This is a genomic window from Paraburkholderia franconis, from assembly GCF_009362735.1.
Taxonomy (GTDB): domain Bacteria; phylum Pseudomonadota; class Gammaproteobacteria; order Burkholderiales; family Burkholderiaceae; genus Paraburkholderia; species Paraburkholderia franconis.
Genome location: NZ_WHNP01000010.1, coordinates 25,170 through 45,942, shown reverse-complemented (window position 1 = coordinate 45,942; position 20,773 = coordinate 25,170). Strand labels below are relative to the sequence as shown.

The 20,773-nt window shown below is 65.0% G+C and carries 13 protein-coding genes; 11 read left to right on the top strand and 2 right to left on the bottom strand.

Annotation, left to right across the window (positions count from 1 at the left end; genetic code table 11):
* Positions 1-28: 28 nt before the first annotated feature.
* Genes GCT13_RS13035 through GCT13_RS13010 form a run of 6 tightly spaced genes read left to right on the top strand, consistent with a single transcriptional unit; the run spans position 29 to position 13,661 of the window.
* Positions 29-1,573, top strand: coding sequence for a multicopper oxidase family protein (locus GCT13_RS13035; protein WP_227746823.1), 1,545 nt, complete (start codon positions 29-31; stop codon positions 1,571-1,573).
* Between the two features lie 19 nt (positions 1,574-1,592).
* Positions 1,593-9,761 carry an Ig-like domain-containing protein gene (locus GCT13_RS13030; protein WP_152758547.1) on the top strand — a complete coding sequence of 2,723 codons (8,169 nt, stop codon included), beginning with the start codon at positions 1,593-1,595 and terminating at the stop codon, positions 9,759-9,761.
* The gene (locus GCT13_RS13025) at positions 9,758-10,291 is read left to right on the top strand and encodes a hypothetical protein (RefSeq protein ID WP_152758545.1); all 534 of its coding nucleotides are present in this window, start codon (positions 9,758-9,760) and stop codon (positions 10,289-10,291) included. Before GCT13_RS13030 ends, GCT13_RS13025 begins: the two co-directional genes overlap by 4 nt.
* Before the next feature lie 39 nt (positions 10,292-10,330).
* On the top strand, positions 10,331-11,140 hold the full coding sequence (locus tag GCT13_RS13020; RefSeq protein WP_152758543.1) for a LolA-like protein: 810 nt from the start codon (positions 10,331-10,333) through the stop codon (positions 11,138-11,140).
* 26 nt (positions 11,141-11,166) lie between these two features.
* Positions 11,167-11,988, top strand: coding sequence for a LolA-like protein (locus GCT13_RS13015; RefSeq protein WP_152758541.1), 822 nt, complete (start codon positions 11,167-11,169; stop codon positions 11,986-11,988).
* Positions 11,989-11,990: 2 nt separating this feature from the next.
* Positions 11,991-13,661 carry a cytochrome c family protein gene (locus tag GCT13_RS13010; RefSeq protein WP_152758539.1) on the top strand — a complete coding sequence of 557 codons (1,671 nt, stop codon included), beginning with the start codon at positions 11,991-11,993 and terminating at the stop codon, positions 13,659-13,661.
* Between the two features lie 53 nt (positions 13,662-13,714).
* Here the strand turns inward: GCT13_RS13010 and GCT13_RS13005 are convergent, their stop codons facing one another.
* Positions 13,715-14,356 carry a lytic transglycosylase domain-containing protein gene (locus GCT13_RS13005; RefSeq protein WP_152758537.1) on the bottom strand — a complete coding sequence of 214 codons (642 nt, stop codon included), beginning with the start codon at positions 14,354-14,356 and terminating at the stop codon, positions 13,715-13,717.
* Positions 14,357-14,912: 556 nt separating this feature from the next.
* Between GCT13_RS13005 and GCT13_RS13000 the strand changes: the two genes are divergently transcribed.
* Positions 14,913-15,704 carry a response regulator transcription factor gene (locus GCT13_RS13000; protein ID WP_321574326.1) on the top strand — a complete coding sequence of 264 codons (792 nt, stop codon included), beginning with the start codon at positions 14,913-14,915 and terminating at the stop codon, positions 15,702-15,704.
* A gap of 69 nt (positions 15,705-15,773) precedes the next feature.
* Here the strand turns inward: GCT13_RS13000 and GCT13_RS12995 are convergent, their stop codons facing one another.
* A complete protein-coding gene (locus GCT13_RS12995; protein ID WP_152758535.1) occupies positions 15,774-16,907 on the bottom strand; it encodes a sensor histidine kinase in 1,134 nt (377 codons plus the stop codon).
* A gap of 693 nt (positions 16,908-17,600) precedes the next feature.
* Here GCT13_RS12995 and GCT13_RS48295 point away from each other — a divergent pair.
* The 4 genes from GCT13_RS48295 to GCT13_RS12975 all read left to right on the top strand — a co-directional run bounded on the left by GCT13_RS48295 (position 17,601) and on the right by GCT13_RS12975 (position 20,767).
* On the top strand, positions 17,601-18,191 hold the full coding sequence (locus GCT13_RS48295) for an SCO family protein (protein WP_407670788.1): 591 nt from the start codon (positions 17,601-17,603) through the stop codon (positions 18,189-18,191).
* Positions 18,192-18,213: 22 nt separating this feature from the next.
* Positions 18,214-18,906 (top strand): response regulator transcription factor, encoded by a 693-nt coding sequence (locus GCT13_RS12985; protein WP_321574325.1) that lies wholly within the window; start codon positions 18,214-18,216, stop codon positions 18,904-18,906.
* A 153-nt stretch (positions 18,907-19,059) separates the two neighbouring features.
* A complete protein-coding gene (gene gspG / locus GCT13_RS12980) occupies positions 19,060-19,518 on the top strand; it encodes a type II secretion system major pseudopilin GspG (protein WP_152758873.1) in 459 nt (152 codons plus the stop codon).
* Positions 19,519-19,564: 46 nt separating this feature from the next.
* On the top strand, positions 19,565-20,767 hold the full coding sequence (locus GCT13_RS12975) for a type II secretion system F family protein (RefSeq protein WP_321574323.1): 1,203 nt from the start codon (positions 19,565-19,567) through the stop codon (positions 20,765-20,767).
* Positions 20,768-20,773: the final 6 nt, after the last annotated feature.

Sequence of the window (20,773 nt, the reverse complement as noted above, 5' to 3'; positions counted from 1 at the left end):
CCACGCGCTCTTCTGCGCGGCTCTCGTCATGCTGCTGTACTGTCTGAATGCGCACGCGGCCGCGCCGGGCATCACGGGGACGAGCTTCGATCTCAGCGCCGAGGCCAACCGCATCAGCCAGCCTGACGGAACGAGCGTCTATGCGTGGGGCTACGGCTGCCGCACCGCGCCGTCGGGCTTTTCTCCCGCCAGCATTCCCGGCGCGAACTGCCCGAGCATGCAGGTGCCGGGGCCGACGCTGATCGTGAAGCAGGGCGACGTCGTCACCGTCACGTTGACGAACAACCTGCCCGAAGCGGCGGGCAACACGTCGATCCTGTTTCCCGGCTTCCAGGTCTGCGCCGCCGCGCTCAACACGGACGGCACCTGTCCGACGACGCTCACGGGCGTGCCCGGCCTGCTCACGCGCGAAGCGACGCACGGCAACAGCGTGACGTACAGCTTCGTCGCTTCGACGCCGGGCACGCATGCGTACTACAGCGGCACGCAGGGCGATCTGCAGGTGGAGATGGGCCTGTCGGGCGCGATCATCGTGCTGCCGACGTCGGCGCCCGGCGCGCTCGCCGTGCCGGCGGGCTGCCGTGCCGTGCAGGGGACGCTGCCCGACGGCCAGCCCGACTTCCGCAATGCCGCTGCCGCATACAACCATCCGTCGACCTGCTACGACCGCGAGTACCTGTTCCAGTTCTCGGAGATGGACCTGCGCATCCATACGCAGGCCGAGCAGGAAGCGAGCAAGGCGTGCTCGCAGCCGACGGGCTGCATGTCCGTCGAGACCGAGCCCTATCACCCCGCGTATTTCATGATCAACGGCCGCTCGATGCCCGACGACATGGACCCGAACTACGCGCAGCAGTATCCGCATCAGCCGTACAACGGCAATCCGCATATGCATCCGGGCGAACTCGTGCTGTTGCGCGTGATCGGCTCGGGCCGCTGGCAGCATCCGTTCCACGAGCACGGCAATCACGTGCGCGTGCTCGCGCGCGACGGCAATCTGCTGTTGAGCAAGACGGATTCGACGAAGCTCGCGGGGCCGCTGCTCTTTACGACGACCACGACGCCCGGCCTCGCATTGGACGGCATCTTCTACTGGACGGGCAAGGGGCTGAACTGGGACGTCTACGGCCATACGGCGGGCGACGGCAGCGTCTGCATTCCCGATGCGAACGGCTATTACACCGTCAACAGCAATCCCCCCGCGCCGCCCAATGCGCCGAACTACTACGAGTGGTGCGCCGACCACGACAAGCCGCTCGAAGCGCATCCGTTCGGCAATGTCGGCAGCGGCGGCCCCGTGACGTTGCCCGATGCACGCGTGCTGACGAACGGCCCGTGGTACGGCGGCAGTCCATATCTCGGCCCCGACGCGACGATCCGCGCGACGTCGTTCACGGGCACGACGCCGCCGAGCGGCACGATCGCGAATCCGCCGACCTCCGAAGCGGGATTCGCCTACATGTGGCATTCGCACAATGAGCGCGAGATCACCACGAACAACATCTTCCCTGGCGGAATGATGATGATGATGCTCGTCGATCCGCAGGCGTTCACGATCAACGAAGGCAACTAGAGAGACGGGGAGAATCGCGATGAGATCCAGCGATTTCAACAGGACGCTTGCCGGCCTCGTGAAGTGTGCCGCGGCGATGGCGCTGATGACGGCGAGCGCGATGGTCTGCGCGCAAAGCGTGACCCTCACTGCAAAGGCCCAGACGATTGCACTTCCCGATGGACAGGTCGTGCCGATGTGGGGTTACAGCTGCTCGGCGGCGGCCGTTTCGCCCGCGACCTGCGCGGCGACGAATCCAGGTGCGGGCGCGAACTGGTCGCCCGTCGTGATCACGACGCCGCCCGGCTCGCTCACGATCAACCTCACGAACAGTCTGCCTGCCCAGGTGCCGACCTCGCTCGTGATCGTCGGCCAGTTGGGCGGCGGTCTCGGCAGTACGGCCACCTCGACCGCGAGCCCCGTTCACCCGACGCAGACGGCGACGACCTGGCCCATCGCCGGCACGGGCAGCGGAGCGAGCTTCACGCCGCCCGCGCAAGGTCCGCGCGTGCAGTCGTTCTCGACGGAAGTGACGACGGGCAATACGACGGCGCTCACCTGGAACAATCTGCGTCCCGGCACCTATCTGATCGAATCGGGCACGCACCCGTCGATCCAGGGGCCGATGGGTCTCTATGGCGTGCTCGTCGTCACGACGCCGCCCACGTCGGGCTCGCCGCAAGGGACGGCCTATCAGAACATCAAATACGATGCGGACCTGCCGCTCGTGCTGAGCGAAATCGACCCCGTGCAGAACCAGGCCGTGGCGACGGCCGTCGCCACGGCGGGTTTCAGCGAGACGCGCGTGTGGTCCGGTCTGTCGGGCGGCTGCGGCGATCCCGCGTCGGCGACTTACGGCACCTGCTATCCGCCTGCCGTGAATTACGATCCGCGCTACTACCTGATCAACGGCGTCGCGTTCGATCGATCGAATGCGAATGGCTCCGCGTTTCCTGTGACGGCACCCGCATCGACCACGACGACGACAGGCCAGATCCTGCTGCGCTTCGTGAACGCCGGCCTGCGCATGCACGTTCCGTCCGTCGTCGGCGCGCAAACGGGCATGCCGCCCGTGTCCGGCTTCTCGCTCGTCGCGGAAGACGGCAACGTGCTGCCGGGCAACGCGCGCGTGCAGAGCGCCGTGTTCATGCCCGCCGGCAAGACCTACGACATCATGATGAACTCGCCCGCCACGGGCGCGCTGGCGCTGCCCGTGTTCGACCGTCAGTTGAGCCTGTCGACCAACAATCAGCGCGACGGCGGCATGCAGGGCTATATCAGCGTGAACGGCGGCGCACTGCCGACCTCGGCGGCGGGCAATGCGAACGCGAAGGCGAACCCGGATTCGTACTTCCTCGTCGCGGGCAATACGCTCGCGGTCTCGGACCCCGGCAAGGGCCTGATCGCCAACGACGTGGGCGTCTATGGCGTGCAGATCAAGACGCAGCCGACGGGCGGCACGCTGACGCTGAATCCTAACGGCACGTTCACCTACGTGCCGAACGCGGGCACGACATCGGACAGCTTCGTCTATCAGGCCAACGGCAACCCCGCGTTGACGGCGACGGTGACGCTCGCTGCCTGTTCGGCGGGCTCGAACTGCCTGTCGGGCGCGCCCGTTGCATCGGATGACGCGTTCAGCAGCAATATCGCGTCGCAACTGCATGTCGGCGCACCGGGCGTGCTGGGCAATGACCGCGACCCGGCGGGTCTGCCGCTCAAGGCGACGATCGCCGGCAGCGCGTCGGGCGGCACGGTGACGCTCAATGCGGACGGCTCGTTCAACGTCGCGCCGGCGGCCGCGCCTGTCGGCAATGCGACGTCGACGGTCACGTTCCAGTACAAGGCCGTCAACTCGCAGAACACGCCGAGCGCCGCGGCGACCGTCACCGTGACCTTCAAGGGCGGCAGCGGTCTCGTCGTCGCGGTCAAGGATGCGAAGACGGGCACGGCGATCAACGACTACCGCTGGATCATCGAGGAAGACCGCACGTTCCAGATCGATCCCGCCTGCCAGGTGAACTCGTCGACGACGCGGCCCGCGTCATGCCCGCCGCTGCCTGTGCCGAGCCTCGGCACGAGCTTCCACACGAGCTATATGCCCGTCGTCGCGGCGGGATGCGTCGGCGCGGTGTCGTGCGAATCGGGGCAGACCGTGCTCGATCCGGAGACGAACCAGCACAAGGCCGCCGTATGCGACGTCGGCAATGGCGTGTGCCGCACGGATGCGGCCCAGCAGACGCCTGTCGATCCATCGCAGGTCGCGCTCGATCCGACCAAACACTACTACCTGTCGATCCTGCCCGGCGACGCCGGCAACACGTTCACAGCTGGCGCGGGCGCGCCGCAGCCCGTCAACCCGGCGAATCCCGACGGTCCGCAGCGGCAGTTCGATATCGCGAAGGATTGCCCGTCCGGTCCGGGCGGCGCGGACTTCGCGCCCGGCACGGGCACCTGCGGACACGCGATGGGCGGCGCGGCGATCGCGCCCGCGCAGCACGCCGTCAACGTGCTGTTGCAGCAGACGCCGTTGCAGACCGCGAAGATCTCCGTGTTCGTATTCGAAGACGATGCGCCCGTGAATGGCGAAGTCGACGTGAGCGGCGGCACCGATGCATTCGGCACCGCGCGCGAGCCCGGCCTCGGCGGCTTCGAAATCAAGCTCTTCGACGACGCGGGCGGCACGGGCGATTCGACGGGCCAGATGACCTACGACATGTTCAACATGCCGCTGTCGAATTCGTTGCAAGGCACGATCGATCCGAGCACGGGCCTCGACGCCTGTCCGATCACGAAGGCCGCGAACGACGGCCTCGTCGGCATGATCCCGACCTGCCCGAAGTTCGAATCGGACGGCAAGACGATGTCGCCGCTCGTGGGCCAGGCGATCATCGCGAACCTGATGCCGGGACGCTATGGCGTCGTCGCGACGCCGGCCGCGGATCGCATCGCGAAGGGCGAGGAGTGGCTGCAGACCAATACGCTCGACGGCCAGAAGGCTCACGACGCGTTCATCAAGGTGGGCGGCCCCGCCTACTTCCAGGAGTTCGGACCGGCGGGCTTCCACGTGACGATCGGCTTTGCCAATCCGAAGATCATCAACGCGCGGCTGCCGGGTATATGCAACGGCGTGGCGTGCAATAACGGCATCACGGGCAAGATCACGAACCTGCACTACAGCCGTCCGCCCAACGAAACCCTCTACAGCAGCGGCTCGCGCGATTCGCTGGGCTTCACGCAGTGCTATGTGAGCGTCGGCGATCCCGATCTCGAAGACGTCGCGTTCACGAAGTGCAACGCGGACGGCACGTTCAGCATCAATGGCCTGCCGGACGGTCTGTTCCGTATCACGGTGTTCGACCAGTGGAACGACCAGATCGTCGACGGTCTCGCGACGGCCGTGCAACTGAAGGGCGGACAGGTGCAGAACGTCGGCGATCTGCCCGTGCTGCAATGGCATACGAATCTCTATACGCGCACCTTCATCGATACGAACGGCGATGGCGTTTCTCAGGATAGCGAGCCCGGCCTCGCGCTCGTGCCGACCAACATCCGCTTCCGCGACGGCAGCTATTCGAACTTCAACAACACGGACCTGAACGGCTACGCGTCGTTCAACGAAGTGTTCCCGCTCTTCAACTGGTACATCGCCGAGGCCGACACGACGCGCTACAAGCAGACGGGCGTGCATGTCGTCTACGACGCGGGCGGACCGCCCGACGGCACGCCTGGCGGCGGCAGTTCGTCGATTGCGGCGAACTTCGCGAACACGCAGGAATCGTCGACGTCGCATCTGCCGTCCGACCTGCGCGTGCCAGGCGCGATCTACTGCAACGACGCGGACTGCAACGACCGCTCGGGCACGAACCCGTCGACGGGCCGCATCGATCCGCCGTGGGTCACGACGATGGGCTGGCAGGGCTTCTCGGGCCAGAACTCGTTCATCGAGTTCGGCAAGGCGCCGTTCGGTGCCAACGAGAACGGCGGCATTCATGGCGAAGTGATCTACGCGTCGACGCGCCCGTTCGACGATCCCGCCCTGCTGCTGCATACGAGCTGGACGCCCAACGTGCCGAACGTGACCGTCAATCTGTACGCGGAGGGCACGGCGCCGGACGGCACGCAAAGCGTGACGCTGGTCGATACGACGAAGACGAGCAGCTGGGACGACTGGGCACAGGGCTTCCGCTCGGACGGCAGGCCGAACATGAACTGCCCGGGCCAGGAAACCACCGATCCGTTCTTCTTCACACTGAAGGACAGCCCGCAATGGCTCGATCCGCAACAGCGCGCGCTGCCTGCGCATTCGCAGTTCAAGTGCTACGACGGCATGCACGCGTTCAACCAGTTGCAGCCTGCGCCGTATGACGGGATGTACCAGTTCCCGAGCGTGACGGGCCGCGATGTGTCGAAGGGCACGCCGACGGGCTCGAACTGCACGATCTGCAGCAAGCAGGCCGATGGCTCGTACATGCTGCCTCCGGGCAAGTATGTGGTCGAGATCATCGTCCCGCCGGGCTATGAGCTCGTGAAGGAGGAAGACAAGAACATCCTGATCGGCGACAACTACATCGCGCCCGTCACGCAGCAGTTCGGCGGGCTGGGCAACATCTTCATCCTGCCCGACCAGGCGGCCGTGAACTCGGCGTACAACCGCAACAACGCGCAGAACCCGACCACCGATCTCGGCTCGCAGCCGCGTCACGAAGGCGACACGGGCAGCGTCGAGACGTTCTGGCCGTGCGTCGGCGCGCTGCGCGTCGTGCCGGATTTCATCAGCCTGTTCCCGGGCTCGCAGGAAGTCGCGCCGTTCGCGGGCGCATCGCGGCACCTGTGCGACCGCAAGGAAGTCGTGCTGACGAACCAGATGTCGGTGCTCGCGAAGTTCTGGGTGTTCAGCTCGACGCACGTGGCCGCGCACTTCACGGGCTTCATGCTCGACGACTTTTCATCGGAGTTCGATCCGTACTCGCCGCAGTTCGGCGAGAAGTTCGCGGTGCCGAACGTGCCCGTCTCGCTGAAGGACTTCGCGGGCAACGAAGTGAGCCGCGTGTATTCGGATCAGTGGGGCATCTTCAACGGGATGAACTATTCGACGTGGGAAGTGAACCCGCCGAACCCGACGGGCTACGCGCCGACGATGATGGTCGCCTGCATGAACGATCCCGACATGCCGGACCCCGCGCATCCGGGGCAGACGATCCGCGATCCGCTGTTCAACCCCGCGTACAGCCAGTTCTGCTACGAGATACCGTTCATGCCGGGCCAGACGCAATACATGGATACGCCCGTCGTGCCCGTGTCCGCGTTCGCGGACGGCTACAACCCGCCCGATTGTGCGTATCCCGATGCGACGCCCGCGATTTCGTCGGTGACGGGCGACACGAGCAACGGCGGCGCGGGTCCGTGGGTGAGCGTTGCCAACCATACGCTGACCATCAAGGCGCTCGGCGACCAGCAGGTGCTGAACCACGCGTATGGCGGTCCCGCCGCGACCACGGCGCCGTACAACCAGAAGTTCGTCACGCGGCACTATGGCTTCGGCGCGCAGCAGGGCACCGGGTCGGTGACGATCGGCGGCGTGAATGCGCCTGTGAATTCGTGGTCCGATACGCAGATCGTCGTCAGGGTACCGTCGCTGTCGACGAGCCAGTCGAGCTGCACGATCCAGCAGCGCGGCGTCAACACGCAGACGCGCTGCGGCGAACTGGTCATCACGTCGGGCAACGGCAAGAAGTCGATCGATGCGGTGACGGTCACGATCGGCGGCAAGGCGCCGGGCTATGTCGGCGGTGAAAACGGCACGAACAATGCGATCCAGACGGCCATCGACAAGGCGACGCCGGGCGATCTCATCATCGTCGGTCCGGGCAACTACAACGAGATGCTGCTGATGTGGAAGCCGGTGCGCCTGCAAGGCGTGGGCGCGCCCAGCGTGGTCGTGAACGCGAACACGCATCCGTCGGGCAAGGTCGATCCGTGGCGCAGACTGGTCGACTGCCTGTTCGGCGTGGCGCTCAACGGCGGCATGATCTCGTCGAGCAATCCGTACGATCCGTCGGGAGCGTATGCGTGCCCGGCCGCGATGCAACGCCAGGTGGATGCGATTCCGCTCGAACCGACGGTGGGCTGGGACAACACGCTCAACGGCAATCTCGGCGAGCTGCTGATGGAGCCGACGCTGATGGGCGCGTACGAAGGCGCGGCCATCACCGTGCTCGCGAAAGGCGTGCGAGACGTGCGCGTGGGCGGCCAGCTGCAGCCCGATCCGAACTGCACGGCGAACGGCATCTGCGTGCCGCTCACGGCCAGCAACGCGGATTGCAACACGTATTCGAGCAACTTCCTGTGCAATCCGTCGCGTGTGGACGGCATCACGTTCACGAACAGCTCGCAGGGCGGCGGCGGCATCTTCCTGCATGGCTGGAACCACTATACGGAGGTGTCGAACAACCGCGTCTTCAGCAATGCGGGCACGCTGACAGGCGGGATCACGGTCGGCCAGGTCGAAGTGCCCGACGGCACGATCGCCGCCGATGGCTTCACCGAGGAGCCGTTCGCGTACAACACGCATGTCAACGTGCACCACAACTCGGTGACGTCGAATGCGTCGTACGGCGACGAGATCAACTCGACGACGCCTTCGTCGGCTGCGGGCGTCACGTTCTGCTCGGGCGCGGACAACTATCACTTCAACTACAACTGGGTCTGCGGCAACATGAGCAGCGGCGATGGCGGCGGCGTCGCGCACTTCGGCTTCAGCTACAACGGCGACCTGTCGCACAACTGGATCCTGTTCAACCAGAGCAACAACCCGACGCTGCCGACTTACGGCGGCGGTGTGATCGCCCAGGGCGTGCCGCCCGACGGCACGTTCTGCGAGAACAACCCGGTCGATATCGATTGCGCGCCGCAGCTCTCGGATGGCGTCGGGCCGGGGCTCGTGATCGACGGCAACCTGATCGTCGGCAACACGGCTGAAAGCGGCAAGGGCGGCGGCCTGCGTTTGCAGAACATCAACGGCACGGACGTGCAGCGCAGCCCGCGCACCAGCAGCCGCTGGTACCAGGTGAGCGTGATCAACAACATCATCGCGAACAACGTGGCGGGCTGGTCGGGTGGCGGCGTGTCGGTGCAGGACGCCGTGCGGGTGAACTTCATCAACAACACGGTGATGTCGAACGACTCGACGGCTTCCGCTGGCGTGCTGTTCAACACGGCGCTCGCTGCGCAGGCCAACGTCGGTCCGCCGAACTGCACGACGGTCGGCTCTGAAACGACGTGCAGCCCGATCACGACGTCGACGATGCAGCCGTCCGGCCTCGAGACCGCGAAGCACACGCAGAACTTCCTGACGGCGTTCTCGGCGGGCAACGCGGGCTGCCCGACCGGGCAGGACTGCAGCCACTTCTCGTTCCCCGTGCTGAATAACGATGTGTTCTGGAGGAACCGCACGTTCTATATCACTGTGGGCGGGCTGAATCCGAACATCCCGGGCTTGCAGAACACCGTCGCGCTGAACCCGACGCTGAACCAGGCAGGGCATCAGACGGGCTACTGCGATCCGAATGCCGTGTACTGGGATATCGGCGCCTATGGCGATACGAAGCCGTCGGATCACTCGTCGGGCATGACGCTTACGCCGCAGTACTCGATTCTCACGGACGCAGGCGACTATCCGAACGCGCACAACAGCGGAGCGGACCCGAACGTCGTGAGCTTGTACTGCAACGGTGCGCGCGTGCCGCCCGAAGGCGGAGGGAATGGCTTCGCGGTGCCGCCCGGCATTGCCGATACCGTGCTGCCCAATCCGCTGTTCGGCCTGCTGCCGTCGGCGACGCCGGATGAAGGCAACCAGTGGATCAACATGTCGTATGGGCCGCTGTCGCTCTTCAACATGACGCTGGGTTCGGGCAGCACGGGCTATGGCGTGCCGCTCGGCAACTACTCGATCAAGACGGGGTCGCCCGCCGTCAACGCGGGCACGAACGTCGGTGCGCCGAATCACGACTTCTTCGGCACGCAGCGTCCGCAGAGCGGCGGCTACGACATCGGCGCGGTGGAACTGCCGCGCACGGGGCTCTTCGCAGGCGGCAACCTGCCGTTCGCGCCGGGCGCGCTTCTCGATCTGTTCAACCAGGTCCTGGGCAGCGGCGCGGCGGGAACGGGCGGTACGCAGGCGAACGCGACCACGGGAGTGGTGCAATGAGACGCGCGACGACGATGGCCGCGTGGGTCTGCTGTGCCGCATCGGCAGCGATGCCGGCAGCGGCGCAGCAGACGCAGCAGACGCAGCAGATGCAGCAGATGCAACAGGTGCAGCAGGTGGCGATGCACGGCGACGCCTCGCACGCTTCCCACGCGTCGCACTACGTGCCGATGAAGCTGCCAGGTCACGCGCGCGCGTTCTATCAATCGGTGCGCGGGATCGACAACATGAGCGTGCGGCGCACGGCGTCGGGCAACCTGTTGCGCTTCAGCTATCGCGTGACGGACCCGGCGCTCGCAAAGCTGCTCGGCGACAAGAGCACGACGCCGTATCTCTACGGCGAGGCCAATCATGTGCTGCTCGAAGTGCCCGTGATGGACAACATCGGCCAGTTGCGGCAGACGGGCGCGCTGGAGGTCGGCCAGGAATACTGGATGGTGTTTTCGAATAAGGGCAATCTGGTGAAAGCGGGGGACCGCGTCCACGTGCTGATCGGCTCGTTCCATATCGACGGGCTGGTCGTCGAATAGTGCACGGCGCGTATGCGGCACGACATTGAGGAGATCGACATGACTCGGGGCATTCTGATGGCGGTTTGCGCGACGGGCGCGATAGCGGCGAGCGCCGTGTCGCACGTCGCGCTGGCGGCGGGTGGCGGCGGCATGAGCGCGGCGCAGGTCGTCGAGCGCAACGTGGCCGCGCGCGGCGGATTGCAGGCGTGGCGCGCCGTCAACACGATGACGATGAGCGGACAGATCGACGTCGGCGGCAAGAAGCCGGTCAAGCTGCCGTTCGTCATGACGATGAAGCGGCCTCACAAGAGCCGCTTCGAGCTGAACTTCGACAACCAGATCGCATTTCAGGTCTACGACGGCATGCAGGGATGGAAGGTGCGGCCGTTCCTCGGCCGCAATGTCGCCGAGCCTTATACGGCTGCCGAAGCGAAATCGGCGGCGGAGACGGCGGACCTCGACGGCCCGTTGATCGACTATGCGGCGAAGGGCAGCCAGGTTGCGATGCAGGGCATGGAAACGATCGACGGGCACCGTGCATACAAGCTTCTGCTGACGACGAAAGATCATGCGCAACGGCACGTGTGGATCGACGCGTCGAGCTATCTCGAACTGAAGATCGAAGGCGATCCGCGCAAGCTCGACGGCCGCATGCATGCCGTTGCCGTCTACTACCGCGACTACCGTCGCGAAAGCGGAGTGATGGTGCCGCATCTGCTGGAGACGCAGGTGACGGGCGTGAAGCAGAAACATCAGATGACGATCGAGCGTGTCACCGTGAACCAGCCCGCCGACGATGCGCTCTTCGCGAAGCCGCAGTTGCCTGCGCAGCCGCAGTCCGCGCCAGCCAAGGTCGCGGGCAGATGACGTCGCGCGTTCGAGGGGGCACGATCATGAAACGCTTCACGTCATGGCTGCTGGCGGGCTGTGTGTCCGCGCTCGCATGGGCGCAGATGCCCGCCGCCGAGCAGTTGCTCACGGTCGACGAGATCATCGCGAAGAACGCGGCCGCGCGCGGCGGCGACGAAGCCTGGCGCAAGGTCCGCACGATGATCTGGATGGGACATGTCGAAAGCGCCAATGCGCCGAATCCGAACGCGCCGTTCATGCTGGCGCTGCGGCGGCCGAGCAGCACGCGCTTTGAAATCACGGCGATGAACCAGCGGATCGTGCGCATATTCGACGGCAAGGAGGGCTGGAAGATACGGCCGTCGTCGGGCGGTGCGCCGGATGTCCAGCCTTATACGCCAGCGGAAATCCGCTATGCGCGCGACGAACAGGTGATCGACGGACCGTTGCTCGATCACACGGCGAAGGGCATTGCGGTGGCGCTCGACGGCATGGATGCCGTCGAAGGGAAGAATGCTTACCGGCTTGCAGTGACCCTGCCTTCGGGCGCGCATCGGCATGTGTGGGTCGATGCCGCATCGTTTCTCGACATCAAATACGATCGCGAAGCACCGAGCCTGTCGCGTACGCCCGTCACGATCGAAGTGACCTATCGCGACTATCGCGAAGTGGATGGCTTGCAAGTGCCGTTCGTGATCGAAAGCGGCGCGACGGGCGCGGCGAAAAAAGACCGGCTCGTGCTCGAACGAGTCTCGGTGAATCCGCCGCTCGACGACGCGATGTTCATCAAGCCGGCGTTGCCGGGGCGGCGCGCATCGGTGGCCGTGGGCGTGAGCGGCATGCCGGCGCTGCGCCCCGTGCCTTAGCCATGACAGGCGGTCTTATCGCGATTTCGCGTGCGCGGCCGCTGCGCGTGCTGCGTTTGCTGTTCTCGATCACGCTTGCCGCCGGCTTGCTGATCTGCGCGCATCACGCCCGCAGCGCGCCACCCATTGACGTCGGCGAGGCGATCTTTCGCGATGGCATCGCAGGCGACGGACAACCCGTCGAGGCGACGCATCAGGGGCAAGTCGCGATGCGGGGCCCGGCGGCGGCCTGCGTGAACTGCCATCGGCGCAGCGGGCTCGGCTCGAAGGAAGGCAACACGACAATCCCGCCCATCGCCGCGCAGTATCTGTTTCATCCCCCCGCGCAGAGCGCGGACGAACTGACGATACCGTTCATCGACGGCATGCGCACCAGCCGCGAGCCCTATACGGAAGCGACACTCGCGCGCGCGATCCGCGAGGGCATCGATTCCGAAGGCAAGCCGCTCGGTTATCTGATGCCGCAATTCGCGCTCAATGACGCGGATATGCATGCGCTGATCGATTACCTGAAGATACTCGACAGGCGCAGGGCGCCCGGTGTGACGGATACCGTGCTGCACTTCGCGACGATCATCACGTCCGACGCCGACCCGGTGAAGCGGCGCGGGATGCTCGATGTCCTCGAACACTATTTCGCCGACAAGAACGCGGCGCCGCTGGGCGCGACACCCGCGTTGCGCTCGTCACGCAAGATGATGTTCATGGTCAACCGACGCTGGGAACTGCACGTGTGGGAACTGCATGGCGCGCCGGACACATGGCAGGCGCAGTTGCACGAGTATCTCGCGCGGCAGCCGGTGTTCGCCGTGCTGTCGGGCTTGGGCGGCAGGAACTGGGGGCCCGTTCACGACTTCTGCGAGCGCGAACACGTGCCGTGTCTGTTTCCGAATGTCGAAGTGCCCGTCGAAACCGACCACGACTTCTATTCGATGTATTTCTCGCGTGGCGTGCTGCTCGAAGCAGAACTGATCGCGAAGCGAATACGCGAGCCGATGGGTTCCGCATCCGGGCGCCCTGTCAAGACGGTGATCCAGGTCTATCGGGCGGGCGACAGCGGCGAGGCGGCAGCCCAGGCGCTCGCCGCGGATCTCAGGAAGCAGGGCGTTGCTGTCGAGAATCGCGCGCTGCCCGCCAATGCACGCGTCACGACGGCGCTGCACGGCGCGGCGCATGCGGACGCGCTCGTGCTATGGCTCAGGCCGCCCGACATCGCCGCGCTCGGCGATGCGCCGCCCGCTTCGACGACCGTGTATCTGTCCGGGCTGATGGGCGGCCTGGACCGCGCGCCGTTGCCTTCGCGCTGGCGAGACAGCGTGCGTGTCGCGTACCCCGTCGATCTGCCGCAAGGCCGGCGTGTGCGCGTCGACTATGCATTCGGCTGGTTCGCGATACGGCACATTCCCGTCGTCGATGAACGCGTGCAGGCCGACACCTATCTCGCGTGCGGGCTCCTCGCCGAAACATTGAGCCATATGGTCGATGCGTTCGTGCGGGACTATCTGGTCGAACGCATCGACGACATGCTCGAGCATCGCATTCTCACCGGTTACTATCCGCGCCTGACGCTCGCGCCCGGCCAGCGCTTCGCATCGAAGGGCGGATATATCGTGCGCTTCGCGCAAGCCGATCCGCTGCACGTCGTCGCGGATAGCGACTGGATCGTGCCATAGCGTTCTCGCGTTGCATGCCGCCGTTGGTTGCATACCGCCGTTGCGGTTTGCGATCAACTGCTGGCGGGCAGCATCCGCCGGTATTTTTCCAGCACGCGCGGCACGTAGGCGCGTGTTTCGGGAATCAACGGAATCCGATAACCGGCGCGTATCACCGCGTTCTCTCCTGCGTTGTACGCGGCGAGCGCCAGTTCCATGTCGTCCTTGAACAGATCGAGCAGGAAGCGCAGATAACGTGCGCCCGCGAGCACGTTGTCGCGCGGGTTGAACATGTCGCCATCGGAGAAGCGGCGCGCGGTATCGGGCATCAGCTGCATGAGGCCCAGTGCACCTTTATCGGAAACGGCGTGCGGGTTGTAGCGCGATTCCACGTCGATGACCGCGCGCAACAGTTCGGGCTGCACGTGGAAGGTCTCGCTGGCCTCCGCGATCACGGTTTCGAACTGTGCGCCGTCGACGCGAGCGGATGAAGTGCCGCCCGGCTCTTTCGCGCGGCTCGCAAGTGCAGGCGCGGCGACGATCAGCGACATGCCCGCCTTGCCCGGCGTATCGGTCAGCACGACGGCGCCCGTTTTGTCGACCTTGCCGAAGATGTCGGCGTGCGCAGGCTGCGCGAGCGCGAAGAACACAACCCCGAGTACGACGGATGGCGCGGACGCCGGGTGAGCTGGTCGTGTCGCTGCATGCCCGCGCATGATCGTTCTCCGCTGGTGCTCTGATTGTGTTGCGCGGTCCAGCGGGCAGCAATGGGGCGAGTCCCCCTTTTTCGGACGTGCAAGCGGAGGGCTTTCACCCACTGTACAGAAACGTTACAGGTGGCCGAATTTGGCGGACGGCGCGCTTTGCCGGTGTATCGGCGGATGGATGCGAGCATGGAAAGCAAATCAGGCGGCTTGAGCCCGCGTGGGTGGAATCTACCGGACAACGCGCGCTTTGACGCTGATTCTCTCCTCTAGCCGATTATTACGGAGCGGTGAAATGCAGGGAGACGAATCGGAAATGAAACGTTTTTGAGCGCAATTTTTACCGGTACTTGACGTTTCTTAAACAGGCCGACAGCGGGACAGGCCGTGCGAAGTTGGCAAGAAGCTTGCTATTTGTAGGCCAGATGCGCGCCGGGATCGGGCTTGGGCGCGCATTGTCAGGTAAGCGAAATATATGCGTAATTCTAAAGAAAGTAACAATAGAGAGAAGAAGAATTTTGTGCTCGCTGCTCACAGCCTGCACACTTCGGAAACCGAGGAGCCGAACGTGAATATCAAACATCGGGTAATCATCGCAGAGGACCACGACCTGCTGCGTAATGGACTGCGTTCGATGCTATCGGCGCAAGGAGAATACGAAGTGATCGGCGAAGCGCGCGACGGAAAGGAAGCGTGTCAGCTCGCCATGACGCTTGCGCCCGACCTGATCCTGATGGATCTGTCGATGCGCGGCATGAACGGCATCGATGCGACGGCGGCCATCAAACGGCGTTCGCCGCTCGTGCGCATCATCGCGTTGACGGTGCATCAGAGCGAGGAGTATGTGCGCGAAGCGTTGCGCGCGGGCGTCGACGGATATGTGCTGAAGGATGTGTCGTTCGATGAATTGCTCTTCGCGATGCGTACCGTGATGCACGGCAAGAAGCATTTGAGCGCCGACGTCTATGGCTTCATGGTCGACTCGTTCGTGACGGGACGCGAGATCGCCTCGCCGAAGAAAGCGTGGGACCTGCTGACGGCACGCGAGCGCAGCGTGTTGAAGCTGATTGCGGAAGGGCGGACCAACAGGCAGGTGGGCCAGTATCTGAATCTGAGTCCGAAGACGATCGAGAAGTATCGCGCGAGCGTGATGCACAAGCTTGCCATCGAGAACGTCACTGAGCTGGTGCTCGCGGCCATCAGCATGGGACTGCTGACGTCGCTCGCATCGAAATGCGCGGAGCCGGAAACCGACGACAAGCTGTATCACCTGCCCGTCGCCGGCGCGCAGGCCGAGGAGGAAACGGGCGATGCGCAAAACGGCGCGATGCCGCGCCTGAGCGGCACGGCGGCAGGCTAGTGCTGCCGTCCGCGCTGCCGCGCGTCGAGCAACGCCGCAAGCAAGGCGTGGAGACGTAAAGACGTAGCGCTAAAGACGCCAGCGCGCGGACACTTCGGTGCCGCCGTCATCGCAAGCGTTCATCGTGAATGCTCCGCCTTGCGCTTCGACGCGATGCTGCATGCCGATCAGGCCGAGCCCATTCGAACTGGCGTCGTCAGGGCGAAGCGGATGCTTGTCGTAGCCGGGGCCGTCGTCGCGTATCGACAGAAGCAGATGCGCGGCGTCGCGCTGCAATTCGATGCGGATCTCCGAAGCGGCGGCATGCTTGACGACGTTGTTGAGCGCTTCCTGGACGATGCGAAAGATGTCTGCCTTCAGATGCTCGGGGATTTCGCTATCCTCGACATCGCACGACAGCACGACGCGCAATGTCTCGACGCTTTGCTCGACGCGCCGGCAAAGCGTGCTCAGTGCTGCGGGCAGCCCCAGGCGCTCCAGTGCGAGCGGCCGCAATTCCCCGCATATCTGCCGCATTTCGCCGATCGAGTCGCGTATCTGCAGCACCGCTGCGTCGAGCAGTTGCGCGGCATCGTCGGCCTGTCCGCGTCGCAGACGCATGCGCGCATCTTCGACCATCAGCTTGATCAGCGTCAGCGCCTGGCCCATGCCGTCGTGAAGCTCGGCGGCAAGGCGTTCGCGTTCGCGCTGCTGGCCTCGCGTGAGCCAGATCGACCGGCTGTATGCATCCTTCTGTGCCGCTTCATGCGGCGTCGTTTCGCCATACGCGGGCAGCGGCTCGACGAACAGCAAGAGACGCAGAGGCGCGTCGGCATCGCCGGAGGCAAACGTCTGCTGATACACATGCAAGTGCATTCGATGGCCGGTTCGGCCTGCGAGCGTCACGTCGAACGAGCGGAAGGGCTCATTTGCATCGACGGCGTATAGCTGCCGTTCGACGTCCGTGCGGTCCTCTTCGTGCGCGATGTCGGCGAGGCGCTTGCCGGCGAGTTCGGCGCCCGTGTAGCCGAGCAGCGCTGCGGCGCTGCGATTCATGCTGACGATGGCGCCTTCGGATGTCGTCACGGCGAGCGCTGCACCGCGCGCGTCGCTGACGTGCGCCGCTTGCGGGCCTGTGTCGCGCATGGCTTTGCCCAGCTTGCGCATCGCGTCGATCAGGTCGCGCAGCCTCATGGGCGGTTCAGGCGGCGTAATGGCATCCATGGGCGCTCCCGGCTGGTTGATCCGAAAAACTTTCAAGCCGCTCGGGGATTGTAGGCTGCGAGCCGCACGTGCCGCAACGGGTCACATGCTGCGATACGTACGGGGAATACCGTGCCTCATACGGCGGGTCATCCCGTAGGTGGAAGTCTCCTACCGTGCTTTGGGTAGCTTCATCCAATGACGCTCCCAACCTGATTGACGAGACTCAACGAGCAAGGGCGAATTGCGCGCCGGGCCCTGGTTCGCAGCCCGTTGCTTCATGAAGAGGAGGTTGCGATGAACACTCACAAGCTCGTATTCGGCGCGCTCGTCCTGACGGGCGCGGGACTGGCCGCGCAGGCCGCGGTGAGCGCCGACGCGCAACAGACGCCCACAGCCGATGCGCAGATGGAGGCACAACATCACGACGCCTCGATGAACATGGACGAGGCCACGACTGATGATGCGATCGCGAATGCCGTCGCGAACAAACGCGAAAACGCGATGCAGGACAGTGCGTCGAAAAATGCCGCGATGGAAGGGATGACGGCAAAAGAGCGAGTGATGAAGGAGGCTGCGTCGGCGGGCATGAAAGCACAGGACACGACGACGGAAGAAGCCGCGGCCCCTCACGCCCACGCGATGCCCGCCGACATGCCGATGGACGATATGCCCATGCCCGCCGCGCACGACGCGACGGCGCCCGCCGACGCCATGCCCACTCACGACGACCAGCCGAACGACAAGCTTCACTCGATGACGGGCGAACACGAGATGCATGCTCATCATCACGAGATGGCGCCGGGCACGACGCGCACGACGGCCGACTACGCATTGCCGCCCGTCACGCTCGTGCGCGACGACGGCAAGGCCGTGTCGCTCGTCGACGAACTGAACGACGGGCGCCCGGTCGTGCTGACTTTCATCTACACGTCATGCACGACGATCTGCCCGATGATCAGCCAGACCCTCGAGCAATTGCAGGATGAACTGGGCAGCGAGCGCGACAAGGTTCACATCGTGTCGATCTCCATCGATCCCGAAGAGGACACGCCCGCGCGGCTGAAGGCCTACGCGGAGCGCTTCGGCGCAGGTCCGCAATGGCAGTACTACACGGGCACGGTGGAAGCGAGCATCGCGGCGCAGCGCGCATTCAACGTCTATCGCGGCGACAAGATGAACCACACGGCCGTTGCATTCTTCCGCGCCGCGCCGGGCAAGCCGTGGCTGCGGCTGGACGGCCTTGCGACACCCGACGAGCTGTTGAGCGCGTATCACGAGGTCGTCGGCAGCAACGGATCGTGAACTCACGCGTGGAGGTGGCAAAGTGGAGAAGATCCACCGTGTGCTGATTGCCGAAGACCAGCCGCTGTTGCGCGGCGGACTGTGCTCGATGGTCCGCGCGCTGCCGCAATACAGCGTCGCCGGCGAGGCGAGGGACGGCGTCGAGGCGTGCAGTCTCGCCATGTCGCTGCTCCCCGATCTGATTCTGATGGATCTGTCGATGCCCGGCAGGAGCGGCGTCGAAGCGATCGCGGACATCAAGCGACAGGCGCCGCAGATACGGATCATCGCGCTGACCATCCATGCGAGCGACATGCACATGCGCGAAGCGCTGGCAGCGGGTGTCGACGGTTACGTGCTCAAGGACACATCGTTCGATGAACTCGTCGAAGCGATGCGCGTCGTCATGCTCGGCCTGCCCAACGCGACGCTCGACGAATACGGCGCGCGGCACGGCGAGCCGCGCGGCCTCGCGTCGAACGCGCAGCACGCGCAGACCTGGAGCGCGCTCACCTGCCGCGAGCGCACCGTGCTGCGCCTCGTCGCGGAGGGCTGCACCAATCGCGAAGTGGGCGAGCAGCTGCGCCTGAGCCCGAAAACAATCGAGAAACATCGCGCGAGTCTGATGCGCAAGCTCGGCGTATCGAATGCGACGGGACTCGTGCGCGTGGCGTTCGAACTCGGCGTGCTCGCGCTGCCCGAAGAAACGGGCAATGGGTTGAACTACTTCATTTGAGCTGCGAGGAACTGGAGGGTCTTTACCCATCCGTTTGCACGAGTCTCCCTACTTAGCGCGCATGCGGACGTGAACAAGAATGCACTCAGGCGTCCTGGCCGCGTGAAGCGCGGCAGTCATAGGGAGGACAACAACGTGAGCGACATCCGGTTCATGTCCCCATGCGGCAAGCCTGACGCTGCGCGTGCACGACGGGCCGCACAGGCCGCACGCGAGGGCGGCTTCACGCTGCTCGAACTCCTCGTGGTCATGGTCATCATCGGCCTTCTGGCGGGCCTCGTCGCTCCGCGTTACTTCGAGCAGGTCGGCAAGTCGAATACGAAGATCGCGCGCGCCCAGATCGAATCGCTCGGCAAGGCGCTCGATCAATACCGGCTCGATGTCGGCGCCTATCCGACCACGGAAGAAGGCTTGCAGGCGCTGATGGCGAAGCCGCAGGACGCGCCGCACTGGAGCGGCCCCTATCTGCAGAAGGCCGTGCCGCCCGACCCGTGGGACCGTCCTTATCAGTACCGCGCGCCCGGCGAACACGGCGACTACGACCTGTATTCGTATGGCAAGGACGGCCAGCCGGGCGGTTCGGGTGAGAACTCGGACGTGATGTCCTGGTGAAAGGCGCTTGAGCACGCCTGAGCAGGGCGATGCGAGGAGAAGGGACGTGAAGTACGTGCTGCGGGTCTTCGATACGAGCGGTGCGGTGCAGACAGTGCGCGTCGAAAGCGATTCGACGGCGGCTGCGGCGGCGCTCGCGCGCGCACGAGGATTGAGAGTCGTGTCGGTACGCGGCGAACGCAGCGGCGCGCAATTGCGCGTGCGCGCGCCGGCGCTCGTGCGCGGCAAGTTCAACGTCGAACTCTTCGCGCGCGAACTCGCGGCGCTGCTGTCGGCGGGCGTCGGTGTCGTCGATGCGTTGCGCACCCTCGCGAGCAACGAGCGGCGCGAAAGTTCAGCGGGCGTCTATCGCGGATTGCTGCGGCGTCTCGAAGAAGGGCAGTCGTTGTCGGCGGCGCTCGAACAGGCGAGCGACGTGTTCCCCGCCGTGCTCGTCGCGTGCGTGAAGGCGAGCGAGCAGACGGGCGGTCTCGCGGACAGTCTCACGCGTTATTCGCGCAACAGCGCGATGCTGCACGAACTGCGCTCGCGTGTGGTATCGGCGGCGATCTATCCGACGGTGCTGCTGGTGGTGGGCGCCGTCGTCGTGCTCTTTCTGCTGGGCTTCGTCGTCCCGCGTTTCGCGACGCTGCTCGAACATAGCGGCCGCGAGCTACCGTTTCTTTCGCAGTTGCTGATCGCGTGGGGCAGCATGGTTCACGCGCATGACAAGACGCTTGCGATCGCGTTCGCCGCACTGACGATCACGAGCGCCATCATTCTGCGCCGTCCGTCCACGCGAGACTGGATCGCCGATCGCATGCTCGCGTTGCCAGGCATCGGCCAGTACTTCCGCGTGTTTCGCCAGTCGCAGTTCTTTCGCACGACGGCGATGCTCGTCGACGGCGGCATTCCCGCCGTGCGCGCTTTCGATCTGGCAAGGGGACTCGTTGGCCGTTCCGATCAGGCGGCGCTCGGCCACGCGCTCGACCAGGTGCGCAACGGCGCGAAGATTTCCGACGCGTTCCAGCAAGCGTCGCTGGCCGACGCGATCACGTATCGGCTCTTGACCGTCGCGGAGAAGACGGGCGGCCTCGGTCCCGTGCTCGACCGGATCGCCGCGTTTCAGGAAGCACAGGTTGCGCGTGCAATCGATCTGATCTCGCGGCTGATCGAGCCCGCGATGATGATCTTCATCGGCGTCGTGATCGGCGGCATCGTCGTGCTGATGTACATGCCAATCTTCGAAATCGCGTCGAGCGTTCAATAGCAGGCG

Excerpts from the sequence above, each read along its gene's own strand:
- GCT13_RS13030 (WP_152758547.1), top strand. The coding sequence starts at position 1,593 with ATGAGATCCAGCGATTTCAACAGGACGCTTGCCGGCCTCGTGAAGTGT.
- GCT13_RS13025 (WP_152758545.1), top strand. The coding sequence starts at position 9,758 with ATGAGACGCGCGACGACGATGGCCGCGTGGGTCTGCTGTGCCGCATCG.
- GCT13_RS12995 (WP_152758535.1), bottom strand. The coding sequence starts at position 16,907 with ATGGATGCCATTACGCCGCCTGAACCGCCCATGAGGCTGCGCGACCTG.
- GCT13_RS13010 (WP_152758539.1), top strand. The coding sequence starts at position 11,991 with ATGACAGGCGGTCTTATCGCGATTTCGCGTGCGCGGCCGCTGCGCGTG.
- GCT13_RS13035 (WP_227746823.1), top strand. The coding sequence starts at position 29 with ATGCTGCTGTACTGTCTGAATGCGCACGCGGCCGCGCCGGGCATCACG.
- GCT13_RS13005 (WP_152758537.1), bottom strand. The coding sequence starts at position 14,356 with ATGCGCGGGCATGCAGCGACACGACCAGCTCACCCGGCGTCCGCGCCA.
- GCT13_RS13015 (WP_152758541.1), top strand. The coding sequence starts at position 11,167 with ATGAAACGCTTCACGTCATGGCTGCTGGCGGGCTGTGTGTCCGCGCTC.
- gspG (WP_152758873.1), top strand. The coding sequence starts at position 19,060 with ATGTCCCCATGCGGCAAGCCTGACGCTGCGCGTGCACGACGGGCCGCA.
- GCT13_RS48295 (WP_407670788.1), top strand. The coding sequence starts at position 17,601 with ATGCCCACTCACGACGACCAGCCGAACGACAAGCTTCACTCGATGACG.
- GCT13_RS13020 (WP_152758543.1), top strand. The coding sequence starts at position 10,331 with ATGACTCGGGGCATTCTGATGGCGGTTTGCGCGACGGGCGCGATAGCG.